Below are 14,864 nucleotides of genomic sequence, written 5' to 3' on the forward strand. Positions count from 1 at the left end.
GAGCCCGGAGATTCCCATGCATGACGACACCTCGCTCACCGTCGGCCGCGTCAAGCGGGTCCTCGAGGAGCGCATCCGCCCGGCCATCCACTCGGCGTCCGTGCCGCTGGACGTCGCGATCCACGAACTGCCCGGCGAGCCGATCGCGCCCGCCGAGGGGCTCGCCCTCGCCTTCGAGCCCGGCGTCGTCGGAGCCCCCTGGGGTCCCGCCTGGGGCACCACCTGGTTCAAGCTCACCGGGCGCGTGCCCGCCGAATGGGCCGGACGCCGCGTCGAGGCGCTCATCGACCTCGGATTCGACGTGAACATGACGGGCTTCCAGTGCGAGGCGCTCGCGTACCGTCGCAGCGCCGCAGGGTCCGACCCGATCCCGGTGAAGAGCATCAACCCCCGCAACCAGTGGGTGCCGATCGCCGAGGCGGCCGCGGGCGACGAGCCCGTGGAGCTGTACCTCGAGGCGGCATCCAACCCGGTGCTGCTGGACTATCACCCCTTCCTGCCGACGCAGGAGGGTGACATCCTCACCTCCTCGAAGGAGCCGCTGTACCGCGCGCGTCGGATGGACCTCGCGGTGTTCGAGCCGGAGGTCTTCGACCTGTCGCTCGACCTCGAGGTGCTCTTCGAGCTGCAGGCCGAGCTGCCGGCGACCTCGCCGCGGCGGATGCGCATCCTGCAGGCCATGGACGACGCGCTCGACGTGCTCGACCTGCAGCACATCGTCGCGACGGCCTCCGACGCCCGCGCCCGCCTCGCCGACGTGCTCGCCGCGCCCGCCGAGGCCAGTGCGCACCGCATCTCGGCCGTCGGCCACGCGCACATCGATTCCGCGTGGCTCTGGCCCGTGCGCGAGACGATCCGCAAGGTCGCCCGCACCACCTCGTCGATGACGACGCTCATCGACGAGCAGCCCGAGTTCCAGTACGGCATGTCCAGCGCGCAGCAGTACGCCTGGATCAAGGAGCACCGCCCCGAGGTGTGGGAGCGGGTCAAGGCCGCGGTCGCCGCCGGGCGTTTCCTGCCGCTCGGTGGCATGTGGGTCGAGTCCGACACCGTGATGCCGACGGGCGAATCGCTGGTGCGGCAGTTCTCGCACGGGCAGCGGTTCTTCGAGCGCGAGTTCGGCATCCGGTCGAAGGGCGTCTGGTTGCCGGACAGCTTCGGGTACTCGCCCGCCCTGCCGCAACTGATGCGCCGTGCCGGGTTCGAGTGGTTCTTCACGCAGAAGATCTCGTGGAACCAGCAGAACGTCTTCCCGCATCACTCGTTCCTCTGGGAGGGCATCGACGGCTCGCAGGTGTTCACGCACTTCCCGTCGATGGACACCTACAACTCGCAGCTGAGCGGCATGGAGGTCGCGAAGGCCTCGCGCCAGTTCAAGGAGAACCGACTCAGCTCGCGGTCGATCGCCCCGGTCGGCTGGGGCGACGGCGGCGGCGGCACGACCCGCGAGATGACGGGCAAGGCCGAGCGCCTGCGCGACCTCGAGGGCAGTGCACAGGTCGTGTGGGAGCACCCGGACGTCTTCTTCGACGCCGCCAAGGCCGAGCTGCCGCATCCAGCGGTCTGGGTCGGTGAGCTGTATCTCGAGCTGCACCGCGGAACGCTCACCAGCCAGCACGCCACGAAGGCGCTGCACCGCTGGGCCGAGCACGCGCTGATCGAGGCCGAGCTGTGGGCCGCGACGGATGCGGTGCGCACCGGCGCCGCGTATCCGCAGGCCGAGTTCGACCGGCTGTGGCAGGCCGTGCTGCTGCACGAGTTCCACGACATCCTGCCCGGCACCTCGATCGCGTGGGTGCATCGGGAGGCGGTCTCCGTGCTGAGCGACGTGCTGTCGGATGCCGAGGACATCTCCCTCGCCGCTCGCCGTTCGCTCGCCGGCGAGGGCGACCGCGAGCTGCAGTTCGAGCCGACATCGGTCGGGCGCGGACGTGCGCTCGGGGCGGCGTTCGTCGCCGAGCCGACCGCGGCGCCGGTCTCACTCACCGAGGAGAACGGCGGGTGGCGACTCGAGAACGAGCTCGTCTCCGTGCTGGTGTCGGCCGAGGGCCTGATCGTGTCCGCCATCGACAAGGCCAGCGGTCGCGAGGCGGTGGCCGAGGGCAAGGCCGCGAACCTCTTCCAGCTGCACCAGGACTTCCCGAACATGTGGGACGCGTGGGACATCGACCGGTACTACCGCAACAGCGTCGACGACCTCACCGCGGTCACGTCGATCGAAGCGTCGATGGTCGGCAGGGCCGCGCGGATCGTGGTCGTGCGTCCGTTCTCGGAGTCCACGATCGAGCAGACGATCATCCTCCACCCCGAGTCGCGCACCGTGCTGCTGCGCAACGAGATCGACTGGCACGAGACCGAGAAGCTGCTCAAGCTCGCGTTCCCGCTCGACATCCAGGCCGCGCACACCGACGCCGAGACCCAGTTCGGCTACCAGTCACGCGTCACGCACACGAACACCAGCTGGGAAGCGGCGAAGTTCGAGACCTCGATGCACCGCTTCGTGCTCGTGCGCGAGCAGGACTTCGGCGTCGCCCTCGTCAACGACTCGATCTACGGGTACGACACCTCGCGGGAGGTGTCTGACGACGCGGTGACGACGACGGTGCGGCTGTCGCTGCTGCGGGCCCCGCGCTTCCCCGACCCCGACACCGACCACGGCCACCACGAGATCGAGGTCGGTTTCGTGATCGGAGCGGATGCCGCGGTCGCGACAGTCGAGGGCATCAGGATCAACGCGCTTCCGAGCGTCGTGCGTGGTGCGCGTGAGGTCGAACCGCTCGTGTCGGTGCAGGGAGACGGCATCGTGGTGTCGGCGGTCAAGCTCGCCGACGACGGTTCCGGCGACGTGATCGTGCGGGTGTACGAGGCGCTCGGGCGCCGTGCGGTCGGCGAGCTGGCGGTCGGCTTCGAGCACCGAGAGGTGCGCGAGGTGAGCCTGATCGAGGACGACATCGATGACGCGCGGGTCGGCGGCGAGCTGCGACTGCGGCCGTTCGAGGTGCGCACGCTGCGCATCGTGCGCTGAGGCTCGGTTCCCGTTGTGGTCGCCGGGCCCGTTGTGGTCGCCGGGCGGGTGCGCGACGATGGCGGGATGGCGAGCATCGACGACGTGCGGGCGATCGCCCTTGCGCTCCCCGGAGTTGAAGAGGTGGTGAGCGGCCACACCGGCGAGGCCGCGTGGCGCGTCAAGAGCGGGCAGTTCGCCTGGCTCCGCGGCCCGAGCGCGACCGACCTGCGGCAGCTCTCCGACCACGGGCGCGAGTGGCCCGCGGGAGAGGTGCTCGCCGTGCGCGTCGCCGACCTCGAGGAGAAGGAGGCCCTGCTCGCCGCGGAGCCCGACGTGCTCTTCACGATCCCGCACTTCGACGGCTACCCCGGGCTGCTCGTTCGCCTCGACGCCGTCGACCGCGATCGCCTGGACGAGATCGTCACCGATGCCTGGCTGGTGCGGGCACCCGCCGGGGTGGCGAAGGAGTGGCTCGCGGAGCGCGGGCTCGGCTGAGCGGCGTGCCGCCTCGAGGGCTGCTCAAGCGGGATCGAGTCGCAGCACGTCGGGGGACTCTCCGCCGGCGAGGTCGTCCGCGATGCGGATGCTGCGCGCCAGATCGTCGAGCGCGCCGATCAGCGTGCCGAACCGCTCCTTATCGCTGCACACCGCGGTCAGCGTCACCAGATGCGTGCCCGTGTCCCAGGTGTAGGTCGCGAACGGCGGCGACGCCGGCGATGGTGGCATCGGCACCAGCAGCTTCTCGCCCACGCCGAGCCGGGTGGGGAACGACTCGGTGTCGTCGTAGTCCATCGGCATCGAGGCTCGGGCGATCCGCACGTCGGGGGTCAGGACCTGCGCGGTCGCCATCGCCACGACCAGGTCGGGTTCGGCCTTCCAGGTCCACACGAGCACGCGGCCGTCCGCCCGCTTCATCAGCATCGGCGCCGCCTGGCTCATCGCCCACGCACCGAACCGGGACCCCGGGCGCTCGGTCGCGCCCACAGCGGCGTTGACCTGACCCAGCAGCATGCGGATCGCCGCCTTGCGGTGCCGGCGGCCCTTCCATCCGAGCGAGTCCGTCACGGGAATCCACAGCTGGGGATCGGCGTCGGCAGTCAGTCGCATGGCTCCACGCTAACGGCTGAGGCTGAGGGATGCCCGGTACGCCTCGGCCGTCCGCGCAGGGCGCTCGGGTAGAGTGGCCAGCGCCCGACCAGGGCTTTCCCTTGGCCGCCACATCGTAAGGCTGCATGTCTGTGACTCCCTCCGACGATCCGATCGATCCGTCGAGCGGCCCCGCCGCCGAACCCGCGCCCCGCCCGTTGAAGATCGTGATCGGCTGCGACACTTTCGCGCCCGACATCAACGGCGCCGCCCGCTTCGCCGAGCGCCTCGCCGCAGGCCTCGTGCAGCGCGGCCACGACGTGCACGTCGTCGCCCCCAACCAGGCCTACCGACGCGCGCAGCCGCGCACCGAGGTCATCGAGGGCGAGCCGATGACCCTGCACCGGCTGCCGTCGGTGCGCTGGGCTCCCCACGACTGGCTCCGGTTCGTGTGGCCCTGGCGCTCGAAGCACTACGCCCGCCAGGTCATCGACCGGGTGCAGCCGGACATCGTGCACATCCAGTCGCACATCGTGATCGGCCGCGGCCTCGCCTACGTCGCCCATGAGCGCGGCATCCCGGTCGTCGCCACCAACCACGTCATGGCCGAGAACATCCTCGATCACACGACCATGCCGAAGTTCATCGATGACCTGGTCCTGAAGTTCGCCTGGGCCGATGCCAAGCGCACCTTCGACCTGACTCGAGCGATCACCACCCCGACCCGCCGCGCGGCCGACTTCCTCGAGAAGACCGTCGAGGTGGAGGGTGTGATCCCCGTCAGCTGCGGCATCGACCGCACGCAGTACACGCCGGTGATCGCCGCGCGCGACAAGAACCGCATCGTCTTCGTCGGCCGACTCACCGCCGAGAAGCAGGTCGAGGTCATCCTCAAGGCGATGACGAAGCTCGACCCGGCGCTCGAGACCACGTTCGACATCGTCGGCGGCGGCGACCAGCGCAAGCAGCTGGAGCACCTGGCCGCGCAGCTCGGGCTCGCCGACCGCGTCACCTTCCACGGCCGCACCAGCGACGAGGAACTTCGGGCGCTGCTGTCCCGGGCGAGTCTTTTCGTGATCGCGTCGATCGCCGAGCTGCAGTCCATCGCGACGATGGAGGCCATGGCGTCGGCGCTGCCGATCGTCGCGGCGGATGCCGTCGCCCTCCCGCACCTCGTGCACGACGGCGAGAACGGCTACCTTTTCGAGCCGGGCAACGTCGATGAGCTCGCCGCCCGCCTGACCGATGTGCTCACCGCGGAACCTGCGGAGTACGAGCGGATGCAGCGCGCGTCGCTCGACGGTGTCGCGATCCACGACATCAACCGCACCCTCGACACCTTCGAGGCGCTGTACCGCGACGAGCCGCTGCCCGAGTAGCGAGTAGCCCGCCATGCACAGTGTCCCCCTCGGATCACGGCGCCGCGACGCGTCAGCGGCGGAGTAGCCCGTCATGCACAGTATCCCCGTCGGCACACGGCGCCGCGACGCGTCAGCGGCGGAGTAGCCCGCCATGCACATCGTCTTCTTCGGCGATCAGCACCTCGACTCCCTCGGCGGAGCGCAGGTGTCGATGCGGCTCCAGCGGGAGTTCCTCGAACGCGCCGGGCACACCGTCACGGTCGTCGCGCCGAAGATGCACGGCTCGCGCTCGTCGACGGGCACCCACGGCGGGGCGTACGTCGACCTGCCCTCGATGCCGATCACGCTCGACCGCGAGTACTCGATGACGTGGCCGGCGCGCGCGACCGACCGCTTCCTCGACAAGGCCATGACCCGCCGCCCGCCGGTGGACCTGGTGCACGTGCAGGCCGACTTCTGGGGCGCGTTCATCGGGCACCGCTACGCCCAGCGTCACGGCGTCCCGGTCGTGCACACCATGCACAACCGCGTCGATGTCGGGATCGCGGCCGTCACTCCGCTGCACCGCCCCGTGCTCGCCGTGTTGAACGCCTGGCGCGGCGGCGCGATGCGCGGGATCGGCGAACCCGTGCGGGGTGCCGACGGCTGGGCGTTCCTGCGCGGCCTCGCCGCTGGAGCATCCGCCGTGACCGCGCCGTCGACGCATTTCGCGCGACGCCTCGAGCAGCACGACGTGTTCCCGCGGGTCGACGTGATCTGGAACGGCATCGACGATGACCTGCGCGCACAGACGCTCGCTGCGCGACCGGCGGCCCGGGAGCCCGGACGCCCCCGCTTCCTCTGGCTCGGACGGATGAGCCCCGAGAAGCGCCTGCTGCCGTTCCTCGACGCGTTCGTCGCCGCCGGCATCGACGCGGAACTCGAGATCATCGGCGGCGGAGGGCAGCGCGCCGCGGCCGAGAAGATCGTGCGCGGCCACGACGGCGTGCGCTTCGCCGGACGACTGACCTACCCGCAGACCCTGGAGCGGATCGCCGCCGCCGACGCGCTCGTGCAGACGTCGATCGGCTTCGAGACCCAGGGGATGACGCCGTTCGAGGCGGCCACGCTCGGCACGCCCTCCGTGATCTGTGACCCCGACATCGCGGCGGAGCTCGGCGGGGGGCTGTGGGCGGTTCCGGATGCCGGCGCCACCGCATCGGGCCGGGAGCTCGAGGCCCGACGACTCGCTGCGCTCACGGAGACCCTGCGGTTGGCCGCATCCGACATCGCCGCAGGCACCGCACCGACGCCGGTTCCCGAGGTCGCCGAGGCATTCCGCCAGTCATCGCGCACGGCCGCCATGGTCGAGGTCTACGAGCGGGTGCTCGCCCGGCGCTGATGCGGGGAGGTGGGGCGCCCGCGATCAGACGAATCGCAGGAACGCGATGCCGACCCAGCTGAAGATCATCCCGAGGGCACCGGCGCCCGCGATGCCGATCGCGACGCCGGCGAGAAGGCGCGGACCCGGGCGACGCGCGGCGATGATGCCCAGCACGAGCGCCACGAGGTAGGCGAAGAAGGAGATCACGCCGATCGCCTCATCGATCGCGTAGGCGGATCCGTATCCGAAGTTCGACGTGTAGATCAGGAGTCGCACGATCGAGGAGATGAGATTGACCGCGAGTGTGATGACGGCGATCACGAAGGCGGTCCGCCCGAGCGCGCTGCCGGCCGGGGCGGCGGGAGCTGCCGCCGCGGCCGGCCACGACGCGGGCTGGCCCGAAGCCCCGGCCGGGTAGGCCGCAGCAGCGGTCGGGTAGGCCGTCGGATGCGCGGGGGCGGCGGTCGGATGCGTGGGATCAGCGGGAGCAGCGGGAGCAGCGGGAGCAGCGGGGGTCGATGGCGGCGCACTGGACGCGTGGGTCGGGAACGTATGCGTGCCGGGGTATTGCGGATCGGCGGGCAGGTGCGCGGGAGGCTGCTGGGGCTCGCTCATGACGACGAGCGTAGCCGTGGCGCCCGCGATTCGCACGGGGAGGGGATTCAGCTCTTCGCGCCGGTCAGGGCCAGCGTGCCGCCGAGCCCGATCATCATCACGCCGCCGGTGCCGGAGAGCGTCGACATGCGACGCGGCGAGCGGGCGAACCAGGCGCGCGCGGTTCCGGCGGCGAGGGCCCACACGCTGTCGCAGACCAGTGCGAGCGTCTGGAAGGTGAGACCGAGCAGAAGAAGCTGGGCCCAGACCGGGCCGGCCGCCGGGACGACGAACTGCGGGAGCACGGCCACGAAGAACGCGATCGTCTTCGGGTTGGTCAGACCGACGATGAAGCCCTGGCGCAGCAGCTTCGCGGCGGAGGCCGGCGCTCGATCCGCATCAGGGACGTGGTCGTGACGGTGGCGGATCGCCTGTACGCCGAGCCAGACCAGGTAGGCGGCGCCGACGATCTTGATGAGGGTGAACGCCACCACGGAAGACGCGACGATGGCGCCGACCCCGAAGGCCACGGCGAGAACGGCCGGTACGGTGCCGAGGGCGTTGCCGACGACGCTGAGCACGCCGGCACGGCGACCGAGCGAGAGAGAGCGGCCGATCACGAACAGCACGCTCGGACCGGGGATGGCGATGATCACGACGGAGGCGACGGCGAAGGCGACGAGGCTGTCGAGCGGGATCATGAGCCGACCATACACCGGGGGGTCGAGCTCGGTTCAGCGGTAGCCGTGTCCGGACTCGGCCCGCTGGTGGACGTCGCGGCCGCCGACGCGATTCCAGTCCGTCGGCGTGGGGTGGTAGCCGTCGCGACGGAGTTCGATGACGGTGGCGATAGTCGCCCATGCGACCAGAGCGAGGAGTGCGATGACGAGTATCATGGCAGAAACGCTACGTTCGATGCCGAACTGTCACGAGTGGCAGAATCGACTACCATCGTATGAAAACTGCCAATCGGGAGTGTGCATGAAGACAGTGGCCTGCGTCATCCAAGATGGCTTCGCGCCGTTCGAGTTCGGCGTCGCCTGCGAGGCGTTCGGACTCGATCGATCCAGCGACGGCGTGCCGAACTTCGACTTCCGCATCGTCGCCCCGCGCGCGGGTGTCGTGCAGTCGAAGATCGGCTTCTCCGTCAACGTCGAGCACGACCTGGCCTTCGCGTACGAAGCCGACCTCGTGGTGTTCTGCCCGCTCCCTCGCGAGCGCTGGGGCGACATCGATCCGCTCCTGCTCGACGTCGCCCGGCACGCGGTCGACCGCGGCGCCTGGGTGATGAGCGTCTGCAGCGGGTCGTTCATCCTCGCCGCCGCCGGCGTGCTCGACGGACGTCGGGCGACGACGCACTGGATGTACGCGCACGTCATGGCCGACATGTACCCGCAGATCGACATCGACCCCGACGTGCTCTTCGTGCAGGACGGGAAGATCATCACCAGCGCCGGCACCGCCGCCGGGATCGACGCCTGCCTGCACCTGCTCCGGCAGGAGGTGGGTGCCGAGCTCACGAACCGCATCGCGCGCCGCATGGTGGTGCCGCCGCAGCGTGACGGCGGCCAGGCGCAGTTCATCGACCGTCCGATCCCCGTGGTCGCCACCGACTCGCTCGCCGCGGTCGCCGACTGGGCCGTCGAGCACCTCCGCGACGACCTCGGTGTCGATCAGCTCGCGGCCAGGGCACTGATGTCACCGCGAACCTTCGCCCGGCGCTTCAAGGCCGAGTACGGGGCGACGCCCGCCGCGTGGCTCGCGCGCCAGCGCATCATCCACGCGCAGCGGATGCTGGAGCGCACCGACCTTCCGCTCGACCACATCGCCGACGAATGCGGCTTCGGCTCGGCGGCGGTGCTCCGACAGAACTTCGCACGGGTCCTCGGACTCACCCCCACGGCCTACCGCGCGCGGTTCTCCTGCGCGTCGGACGAGTCTTCGGCGGCGTGAGCGGGCGCTCCGCTCAGAGCGCCCTGGTGGTCGAACGCTCGACCAGTGAGCAGGGCAGCAGCACGTGCGCGGCGTCCTGTTCGGGCGCGGCGAGACGCGCGAGCAGCAGCTCGACGGCGCCGTGCGCCATGTCGAGGATCGGCTGGCGCACCGTCGTCAGATCGAAGGCCTGCCACGACGACATCGCGACATCGTCGAACCCGAGCACCGACACCTCGTCGGGCACGCCGATTCCGAGCGCCTTCGCGGCGTTCAGGGCGCCGAAGGCCACGAGGTCGTTGTGGCAGAAGAGCGCGGTGGGGGGCTCCGGCAGCTGCAGCAGGCGAGTCGCCGCCTCGAACGCCCTCGTGTAGTCGAGGTCGGCGACGTCGAGCAGCGACGGGTCGAACACGACCCCGGCGGCATCGAGCTCCGAGAGGAACCCCTCGTGTCGGTCGCGGACGGAGGTCGTGCCGAGCGGGCCGGCGATCACTCCGATGCGTCGATGTCCGAGGGATGCGAGGTGACGGCCCGCGATGCGACCCCCGTCGATGTTGTCGGGAGAGATCGAGTCGTTGTCGGGCACGGCGCCGGGGCCCATCGTCACCGCGGGAACGCCGAGCGATACGATGCGACCCTCGTCATCGGGCGAGAGCAGCGTCGTCGTGAGGATGACGCCGTCCACGTTCGTCTCCCGCAGGGTCCGCGCGAGGTCCTCGGTGGTGTCGGCGCGACCGCTGAGGATGAGAGCGCGGTATCCGGCTCGGTTGAGATCATCGCTGATCGTGTGCAGCAGTTCGGCGTAGTAACTGTTGCGCGGGTCGCCCAGCACGACGCCGATCGTCTGGGTGCGGCTGGTGACGAGGCTTCGGGCGCTGAGGTTGGGGCGGTAGTCGAGCTGCTGGATGGCTGCCTCGACCTTGGCGCGCACTCGCTCCGACACGCCCTCATGGCCGTTGACGATGCGGGACACCGTCGTCTGTGACACGCCTGCCGCTCGGGCGACGTCGACGCTGGTCACACCGCGGGACTTCGGCGGCATGGGCCCTCCTCTTCCGTGCCGGGCTTCCCATGCTAGACCGCGGGGAGGCGCGGAATGACTACGCAGTCCTCGGCGTGGCGCATCCGTCGCATGCACCCGGTGATGCGCGGAGCGTGCGCTCAGACGCTCCAGTGCGCCGGTGTGGGGAGCGCGTGATCGCGAACCTCGAGGCCTGTGGGGGTGACGGATGCCGTCGCATAGAGGAGCGACTGCGTGGGGTACCCGTGCGGGCGGTTGTCGCGGATGATCGCGCGGTCGTCTTCGGGGGGCAGTTCGGTCGAGGACGCCAGCAGCGCGGTCCATTCGGCCGTCCAGTCCGGGCTGTCGGCCGTCGGACCCAGAGCACGGAACTCCGGCAGCCAGGCCTCGATCCGCGGAGTCGTCTCGTCGTCGAGGTCGTCGTGCGCGATCATGTGCGTGCCCGGATCGATGGGCGTCTCGCGCAGCTCGACGCCGTCCCATGACAGCACGCGCGCACCTTCGGGACCGACCTCCAGCAGGTTGAAGCCGTGCATGGGGAGCGGGGCGACGGGGGAGCGGCCCATGACCGATTCCAGCGCGAGGGATCCGCGGGAGACGGCGTGCGCATCGGGGAGGTCGCGCACGTCGGCGCGGTTCAGCAGCACGGCCAGCCGCCGTTCCGCGGGGTTGGCGGCGAGCCAGGCCCCACCGGCCCGCCGGTCGCGGATCCCGATCACGCCCGGATACTGCTCCGGCCACCAGGGGCCGAGGGCGTCCCATTCCCGCTGCGGGTCTTCGTCACGCACCGCCAAGAGCCTCGCGACACCGGCATTCTCGACATCGATCACGACCGTGCACACGGGTTCAAGTCTAGGTCGAGGGCGACGACGTCGGCCCCACGGCGGCGCATGCTGGGGCAGAATCGAGACGTGAACATCGTCGTCGGAGTCACGGGCGGCATCGCCGCGTACAAGACGGTGCACCTCGTGCGCCTGCTCACGAAGGGTGGGCACGACGTGACCGTGGTGCCCACCGAGGATGCGCTGCGCTTCGTCGGGCTGCCGACGTGGGAGGCGATCAGCCGCCACCCGGTCACCACGAGCGTGCACGACGACGTGGCCAAGGTGCGGCACGTCGCACTCGGCCAGGCCGCCGAGCTCGTGATCGTGGCGCCGGCGACCGCGAACTCGATCGCCAAGATCACCGCCGGTCTCGCCGACGACCTCCTCGGTACGACACTGCTCGCCACCGAGGCTCCGGTGCTGATCGCGCCGGCCATGCACGCCGAGATGTGGCGGAACAGGGCCACGCAGGCGAACATCGCGACGCTGCGGGAGCGCGGCGTGCACATCGTCGGCCCGGCCGACGGCGAGCTCGCGGGCGGCGACAGCGGACCAGGGCGGATGTCGGAGCCCGAGGAGATCTTCGCGGCGGCCCAGGTACTGCTGGACCCCGGCGACCTCGCCGGGGTGCGGGTCGTCGTGTCGGCCGGAGGCACGCGCGAGCCCATCGACCCCGTACGCTTCCTCGGCAACCGGTCCAGCGGCAGGCAGGGGGCGGCGCTCGCCGCCGAGGCCGCCGCACGTGGCGCCGAGGTGACCCTGGTCGCGGCGAACATCGCGGGTGACGTGCTCGCCGAGGCGCGGCATCCGTCCATCCGCGTCGTCTCCGTCGGTGCGGCCGCCGAGCTCGCCGAAGTGATGAAGCGCGAGGCCGCAGCGGCCGATGTGGTCGTGATGGCGGCGGCCGTGGCCGACTATCGGCCGGTGGAGGTCTCGGACCGTAAGCTCACCAAGGAGGCGGGCGGAGTGCCGACCATCGAGCTGGTCGAGAACGAGGACATCGTCGCCGCACTCGCGGCGGCGCGGAAGCCCGGGCAGCTCGTCATCGCCTTCGCCGCGGAGACCCCGGAAGATGAGGCGGAACTCCTCGCCCGCGCTCACCGCAAGCAGCAGCGCAAGGGTGTCGACCTGCTCGTGGTGAACGAGGTCGGCTGGGAGCGCGGGTTCGAGAGCGCCGAGAACACCGTGCACATCTTCGGGCCGGGCGGGACGGAAGCGGGCACGGCCTCCGGGGCGAAACGTGCGGTCGCGGCCGCGATCTGGGACGCCGTCGCGCAGGAGCGCTGACGGGAGGCTGGGGCTGGAACAGAATCTCAGCGAGTGCTAAACTTGAGTCAACAAGACTCAACTTTTACCCCGTCTCCCGATCCGGAAGGCGGGAGACGACCAGAAGGAGCATCTCCAGGAGGAGCGCATGACCACCCCGCAGACCGGCAACCAGAACCAAGACCAGCAGTCCGCCCTCGAGCAGTTCGGCATCAACCTGACCGACCGCGCCCGCGAGGGCAAGCTCGACCCCGTGATCGGACGCGACAGCGAGATCCGTCGCGTGAGCCAGGTCCTCACCCGCCGCACCAAGAACAACCCGGTGCTGATCGGCGAGCCCGGCGTCGGCAAGACCGCCGTCGTCGAGGGCCTCGCCCAGCGCATCGTCGCGGGCGACGTGGCCGAGTCGCTCAAGGACAAGGAGCTGGTCACGCTCGACATCTCCGCCCTCGTGGCCGGCGCCATGTACCGCGGGCAGTTCGAGGAGCGGCTGAAGCAGGTCCTCAAGGAGATCACCGAGTCCGATGGGCAGGTCATCACGTTCATCGACGAGCTGCACGTGCTGATGGGCGCGGGCGGCGGCGAGGGATCGGTCGCGGCCTCCAACATGCTCAAGCCCATGCTGGCCCGCGGCGAGCTGCGGCTGATCGGTGCGACGACGCTCAACGAGTACCGCGAGTTCATCGAGAAGGATGCCGCGCTCGAGCGTCGCTTCCAGCAGGTGTACGTCGGCGAGCCCACTGTCGAGGACACCATCGCGATCCTCCGCGGGCTCAAGGGGCGCTACGAGGCGCACCACGGAGTCACGATCTCCGACAGCGCCCTCGTCGCCGCTGCCGCGCTCTCGAACCGGTACCTTCCTGCGCGTCAGCTCCCCGACAAGGCGATCGACCTGATCGACGAGTCGATGTCTCGGCTCAAGATGGAGATCGACTCCTCGCCGGTCGAGATCGACCAGCTCAAGCGCCAGGTCGACCGGCTGAAGCTGGAGGAGCTGGCCCTCAAGCGTGAGAAGGATGCCGCATCGAAGGAGCGCCTCGGCGCTCTGCGCGAGCAGCTCGTCGGCATGGAGAAGGAGCTCGCGGAGCTCGAGGCCCGGTGGGCGCGTGAGCGTCAGGGTCTGAACCGGGTCGGCGAGCTCAAGAAGCAGCTCGACGACGCGATCACGCAGCGCGACCTCGCCATGCGCAACGCCGACTACACCAAGGCCTCGAAGCTGGAGTACGAGACCATCAAGCGCCTGGAGCGCGACATCGCCGAAGCCGAGCAGGCCGAGGCCGCGACCCCTGCCGAACCGCGCATGGTCAACGAGCAGGTCACCGAGGAGGACATCGCCGCGGTCATCGCCGCGTGGACCGGCATCCCTGTCGGTCGTCTGCTGCAGGGTGAGAGCGAGAAGCTGCTGCACCTCGAGAGCGAGCTCGGCAAGCGCCTGATCGGACAGAAGGATGCCGTCAAGGCGGTGTCGGATGCTGTTCGGCGCTCTCGTGCCGGCATCAGCGACCCCGGGCGTCCGACCGGGTCGTTCCTGTTCCTCGGACCGACCGGTGTCGGCAAGACCGAGCTGGCCAAGGCGCTGGCGGAGTTCCTGTTCGACGACGAGCACTCCATGGTGCGCATCGACATGTCGGAGTACGGCGAGAAGCACTCGGTGTCGCGGCTCGTCGGTGCCCCTCCGGGATACATCGGCTACGAACAGGGTGGTCAGCTGACCGAGGCCGTGCGGCGTCGTCCGTACAGCGTGATCCTGCTCGACGAGGTCGAGAAGGCGCACCCCGAGGTGTTCGACGTGCTGCTGCAGGTGCTCGACGACGGTCGCCTCACCGATGGCCAGGGTCGCACGGTCGACTTCTCGAACGTCATCCTGATCCTCACGTCGAACCTCGGCTCGCCGATCCTGATCGATCCGGTGCTGTCGCCGGAGGCCAAGCGCGAGCAGGTGATGGCGCTCGTGCGCCAGGCGTTCCGTCCGGAGTTCCTGAACCGTCTCGACGACATCGTGATGTTCTCGGCCCTGAGCGAAGACGACCTCGCGCAGATCGTCGAACTCTCGGTCGACCAGCTGCACGACCGCCTGAAGGACCGCCGTCTCACGCTCGCCGTGACGCCGGATGCCCGGTCGTGGCTCGCCGAGCGCGGGTACGACCCGATGTTCGGTGCGCGGCCGCTGCGCCGCCTCATCCAGAGCGAGGTGCAGAACAAGCTCGCGACCGCGCTGCTCTCCGGCGGTGTGCGCGACGGCGACACCGTGCGGGTGGATGTCGGTGCCGACGGTGCGGGCCTCGTGCTCACGTCGACGACGCCCGAGCCCGCGCCGGAGGATGACGATGATGACGACGTGATCGAGGCGGAGCTGCTCGACGACTGAGTTGTTCCCTCTTCACCCGCGCACCCGTCGCACGTCCTGAAG

The 14,864-nt window shown here is 70.1% G+C and carries 13 protein-coding genes; 7 read left to right on the top strand and 6 right to left on the bottom strand.

Going from position 1 to position 14,864, the window contains the following annotated elements; translation table 11 throughout:
* Window positions 1–16: 16 nt before the first annotated feature.
* Both ACIOTO_RS09065 and ACIOTO_RS09070 read left to right on the top strand, forming a co-directional pair.
* Window positions 17–3,025, top strand: a complete 3,009-nt coding sequence (locus ACIOTO_RS09065) for an alpha-mannosidase (RefSeq protein WP_400857520.1) — start codon at window positions 17–19, stop codon at window positions 3,023–3,025.
* 66 nt (window positions 3,026–3,091) lie between these two features.
* On the top strand, window positions 3,092–3,502 hold the full coding sequence (locus tag ACIOTO_RS09070; RefSeq protein ID WP_400857521.1) for an MmcQ/YjbR family DNA-binding protein: 411 nt from the start codon (window positions 3,092–3,094) through the stop codon (window positions 3,500–3,502).
* Window positions 3,503–3,526: 24 nt separating this feature from the next.
* Here the strand turns inward: ACIOTO_RS09070 and ACIOTO_RS09075 are convergent, their stop codons facing one another.
* A complete protein-coding gene (locus tag ACIOTO_RS09075; protein WP_400857523.1) occupies window positions 3,527–4,114 on the bottom strand; it encodes a hypothetical protein in 588 nt (195 codons plus the stop codon).
* 125 nt (window positions 4,115–4,239) lie between these two features.
* Here ACIOTO_RS09075 and ACIOTO_RS09080 point away from each other — a divergent pair, with 125 nt between their 5' ends.
* Together ACIOTO_RS09080 and ACIOTO_RS09085 are read left to right on the top strand one after the other, a co-directional pair.
* The gene (locus ACIOTO_RS09080; protein ID WP_400857524.1) at window positions 4,240–5,472 is read left to right on the top strand and encodes a glycosyltransferase; all 1,233 of its coding nucleotides are present in this window, start codon (window positions 4,240–4,242) and stop codon (window positions 5,470–5,472) included.
* A 133-nt stretch (window positions 5,473–5,605) separates the two neighbouring features.
* Window positions 5,606–6,835, top strand: coding sequence for a glycosyltransferase (locus tag ACIOTO_RS09085; RefSeq protein WP_400857525.1), 1,230 nt, complete (start codon window positions 5,606–5,608; stop codon window positions 6,833–6,835).
* Between the two features lie 24 nt (window positions 6,836–6,859).
* Here the strand turns inward: ACIOTO_RS09085 and ACIOTO_RS09090 are convergent, their stop codons facing one another.
* Genes ACIOTO_RS09090 through ACIOTO_RS09100 form a run of 3 tightly spaced genes read right to left on the bottom strand, consistent with a single transcriptional unit; the run spans window position 6,860 to window position 8,307 of the window.
* Entirely contained in the window at window positions 6,860–7,432 is a 573-nt protein-coding gene (locus tag ACIOTO_RS09090) for a hypothetical protein (RefSeq protein ID WP_400857526.1), read from the bottom strand.
* A 47-nt stretch (window positions 7,433–7,479) separates the two neighbouring features.
* Complete coding sequence (locus ACIOTO_RS09095; protein ID WP_029262802.1) at window positions 7,480–8,112, bottom strand: LysE family translocator; 633 nt, start codon at window positions 8,110–8,112, stop codon at window positions 7,480–7,482.
* A gap of 33 nt (window positions 8,113–8,145) precedes the next feature.
* Window positions 8,146–8,307 (bottom strand): hypothetical protein, encoded by a 162-nt coding sequence (locus tag ACIOTO_RS09100; protein ID WP_181156328.1) that lies wholly within the window; start codon window positions 8,305–8,307, stop codon window positions 8,146–8,148.
* Window positions 8,308–8,392: 85 nt separating this feature from the next.
* On the opposite strand from ACIOTO_RS09100, the gene ACIOTO_RS09105 reads away from it, so the two are divergent.
* Window positions 8,393–9,364 carry a GlxA family transcriptional regulator gene (locus tag ACIOTO_RS09105; RefSeq protein WP_029262803.1) on the top strand — a complete coding sequence of 324 codons (972 nt, stop codon included), beginning with the start codon at window positions 8,393–8,395 and terminating at the stop codon, window positions 9,362–9,364.
* Window positions 9,365–9,377: 13 nt separating this feature from the next.
* Here the strand turns inward: ACIOTO_RS09105 and ACIOTO_RS09110 are convergent, their stop codons facing one another.
* Window positions 9,378–10,385 carry a LacI family DNA-binding transcriptional regulator gene (locus ACIOTO_RS09110; RefSeq protein WP_105711566.1) on the bottom strand — a complete coding sequence of 336 codons (1,008 nt, stop codon included), beginning with the start codon at window positions 10,383–10,385 and terminating at the stop codon, window positions 9,378–9,380.
* Between the two features lie 119 nt (window positions 10,386–10,504).
* A complete protein-coding gene (locus tag ACIOTO_RS09115; RefSeq protein WP_400857527.1) occupies window positions 10,505–11,206 on the bottom strand; it encodes an NRDE family protein in 702 nt (233 codons plus the stop codon).
* A gap of 69 nt (window positions 11,207–11,275) precedes the next feature.
* Here ACIOTO_RS09115 and coaBC point away from each other — a divergent pair, with 69 nt between their 5' ends.
* Together coaBC and ACIOTO_RS09125 are read left to right on the top strand one after the other, a co-directional pair.
* Window positions 11,276–12,475 carry a bifunctional phosphopantothenoylcysteine decarboxylase/phosphopantothenate--cysteine ligase CoaBC gene (coaBC, locus tag ACIOTO_RS09120; protein WP_400857528.1) on the top strand — a complete coding sequence of 400 codons (1,200 nt, stop codon included), beginning with the start codon at window positions 11,276–11,278 and terminating at the stop codon, window positions 12,473–12,475.
* Window positions 12,476–12,602: 127 nt separating this feature from the next.
* Complete coding sequence (locus ACIOTO_RS09125; protein ID WP_081860045.1) at window positions 12,603–14,822, top strand: ATP-dependent Clp protease ATP-binding subunit; 2,220 nt, start codon at window positions 12,603–12,605, stop codon at window positions 14,820–14,822.
* Window positions 14,823–14,864 lie beyond the last annotated feature (42 nt).

It is taken from the genome of Microbacterium sp. NPDC087592 (assembly GCF_044743585.1).
In the GTDB taxonomy this organism is placed as follows: Bacteria; Actinomycetota; Actinomycetes; order Actinomycetales; family Microbacteriaceae; genus Microbacterium.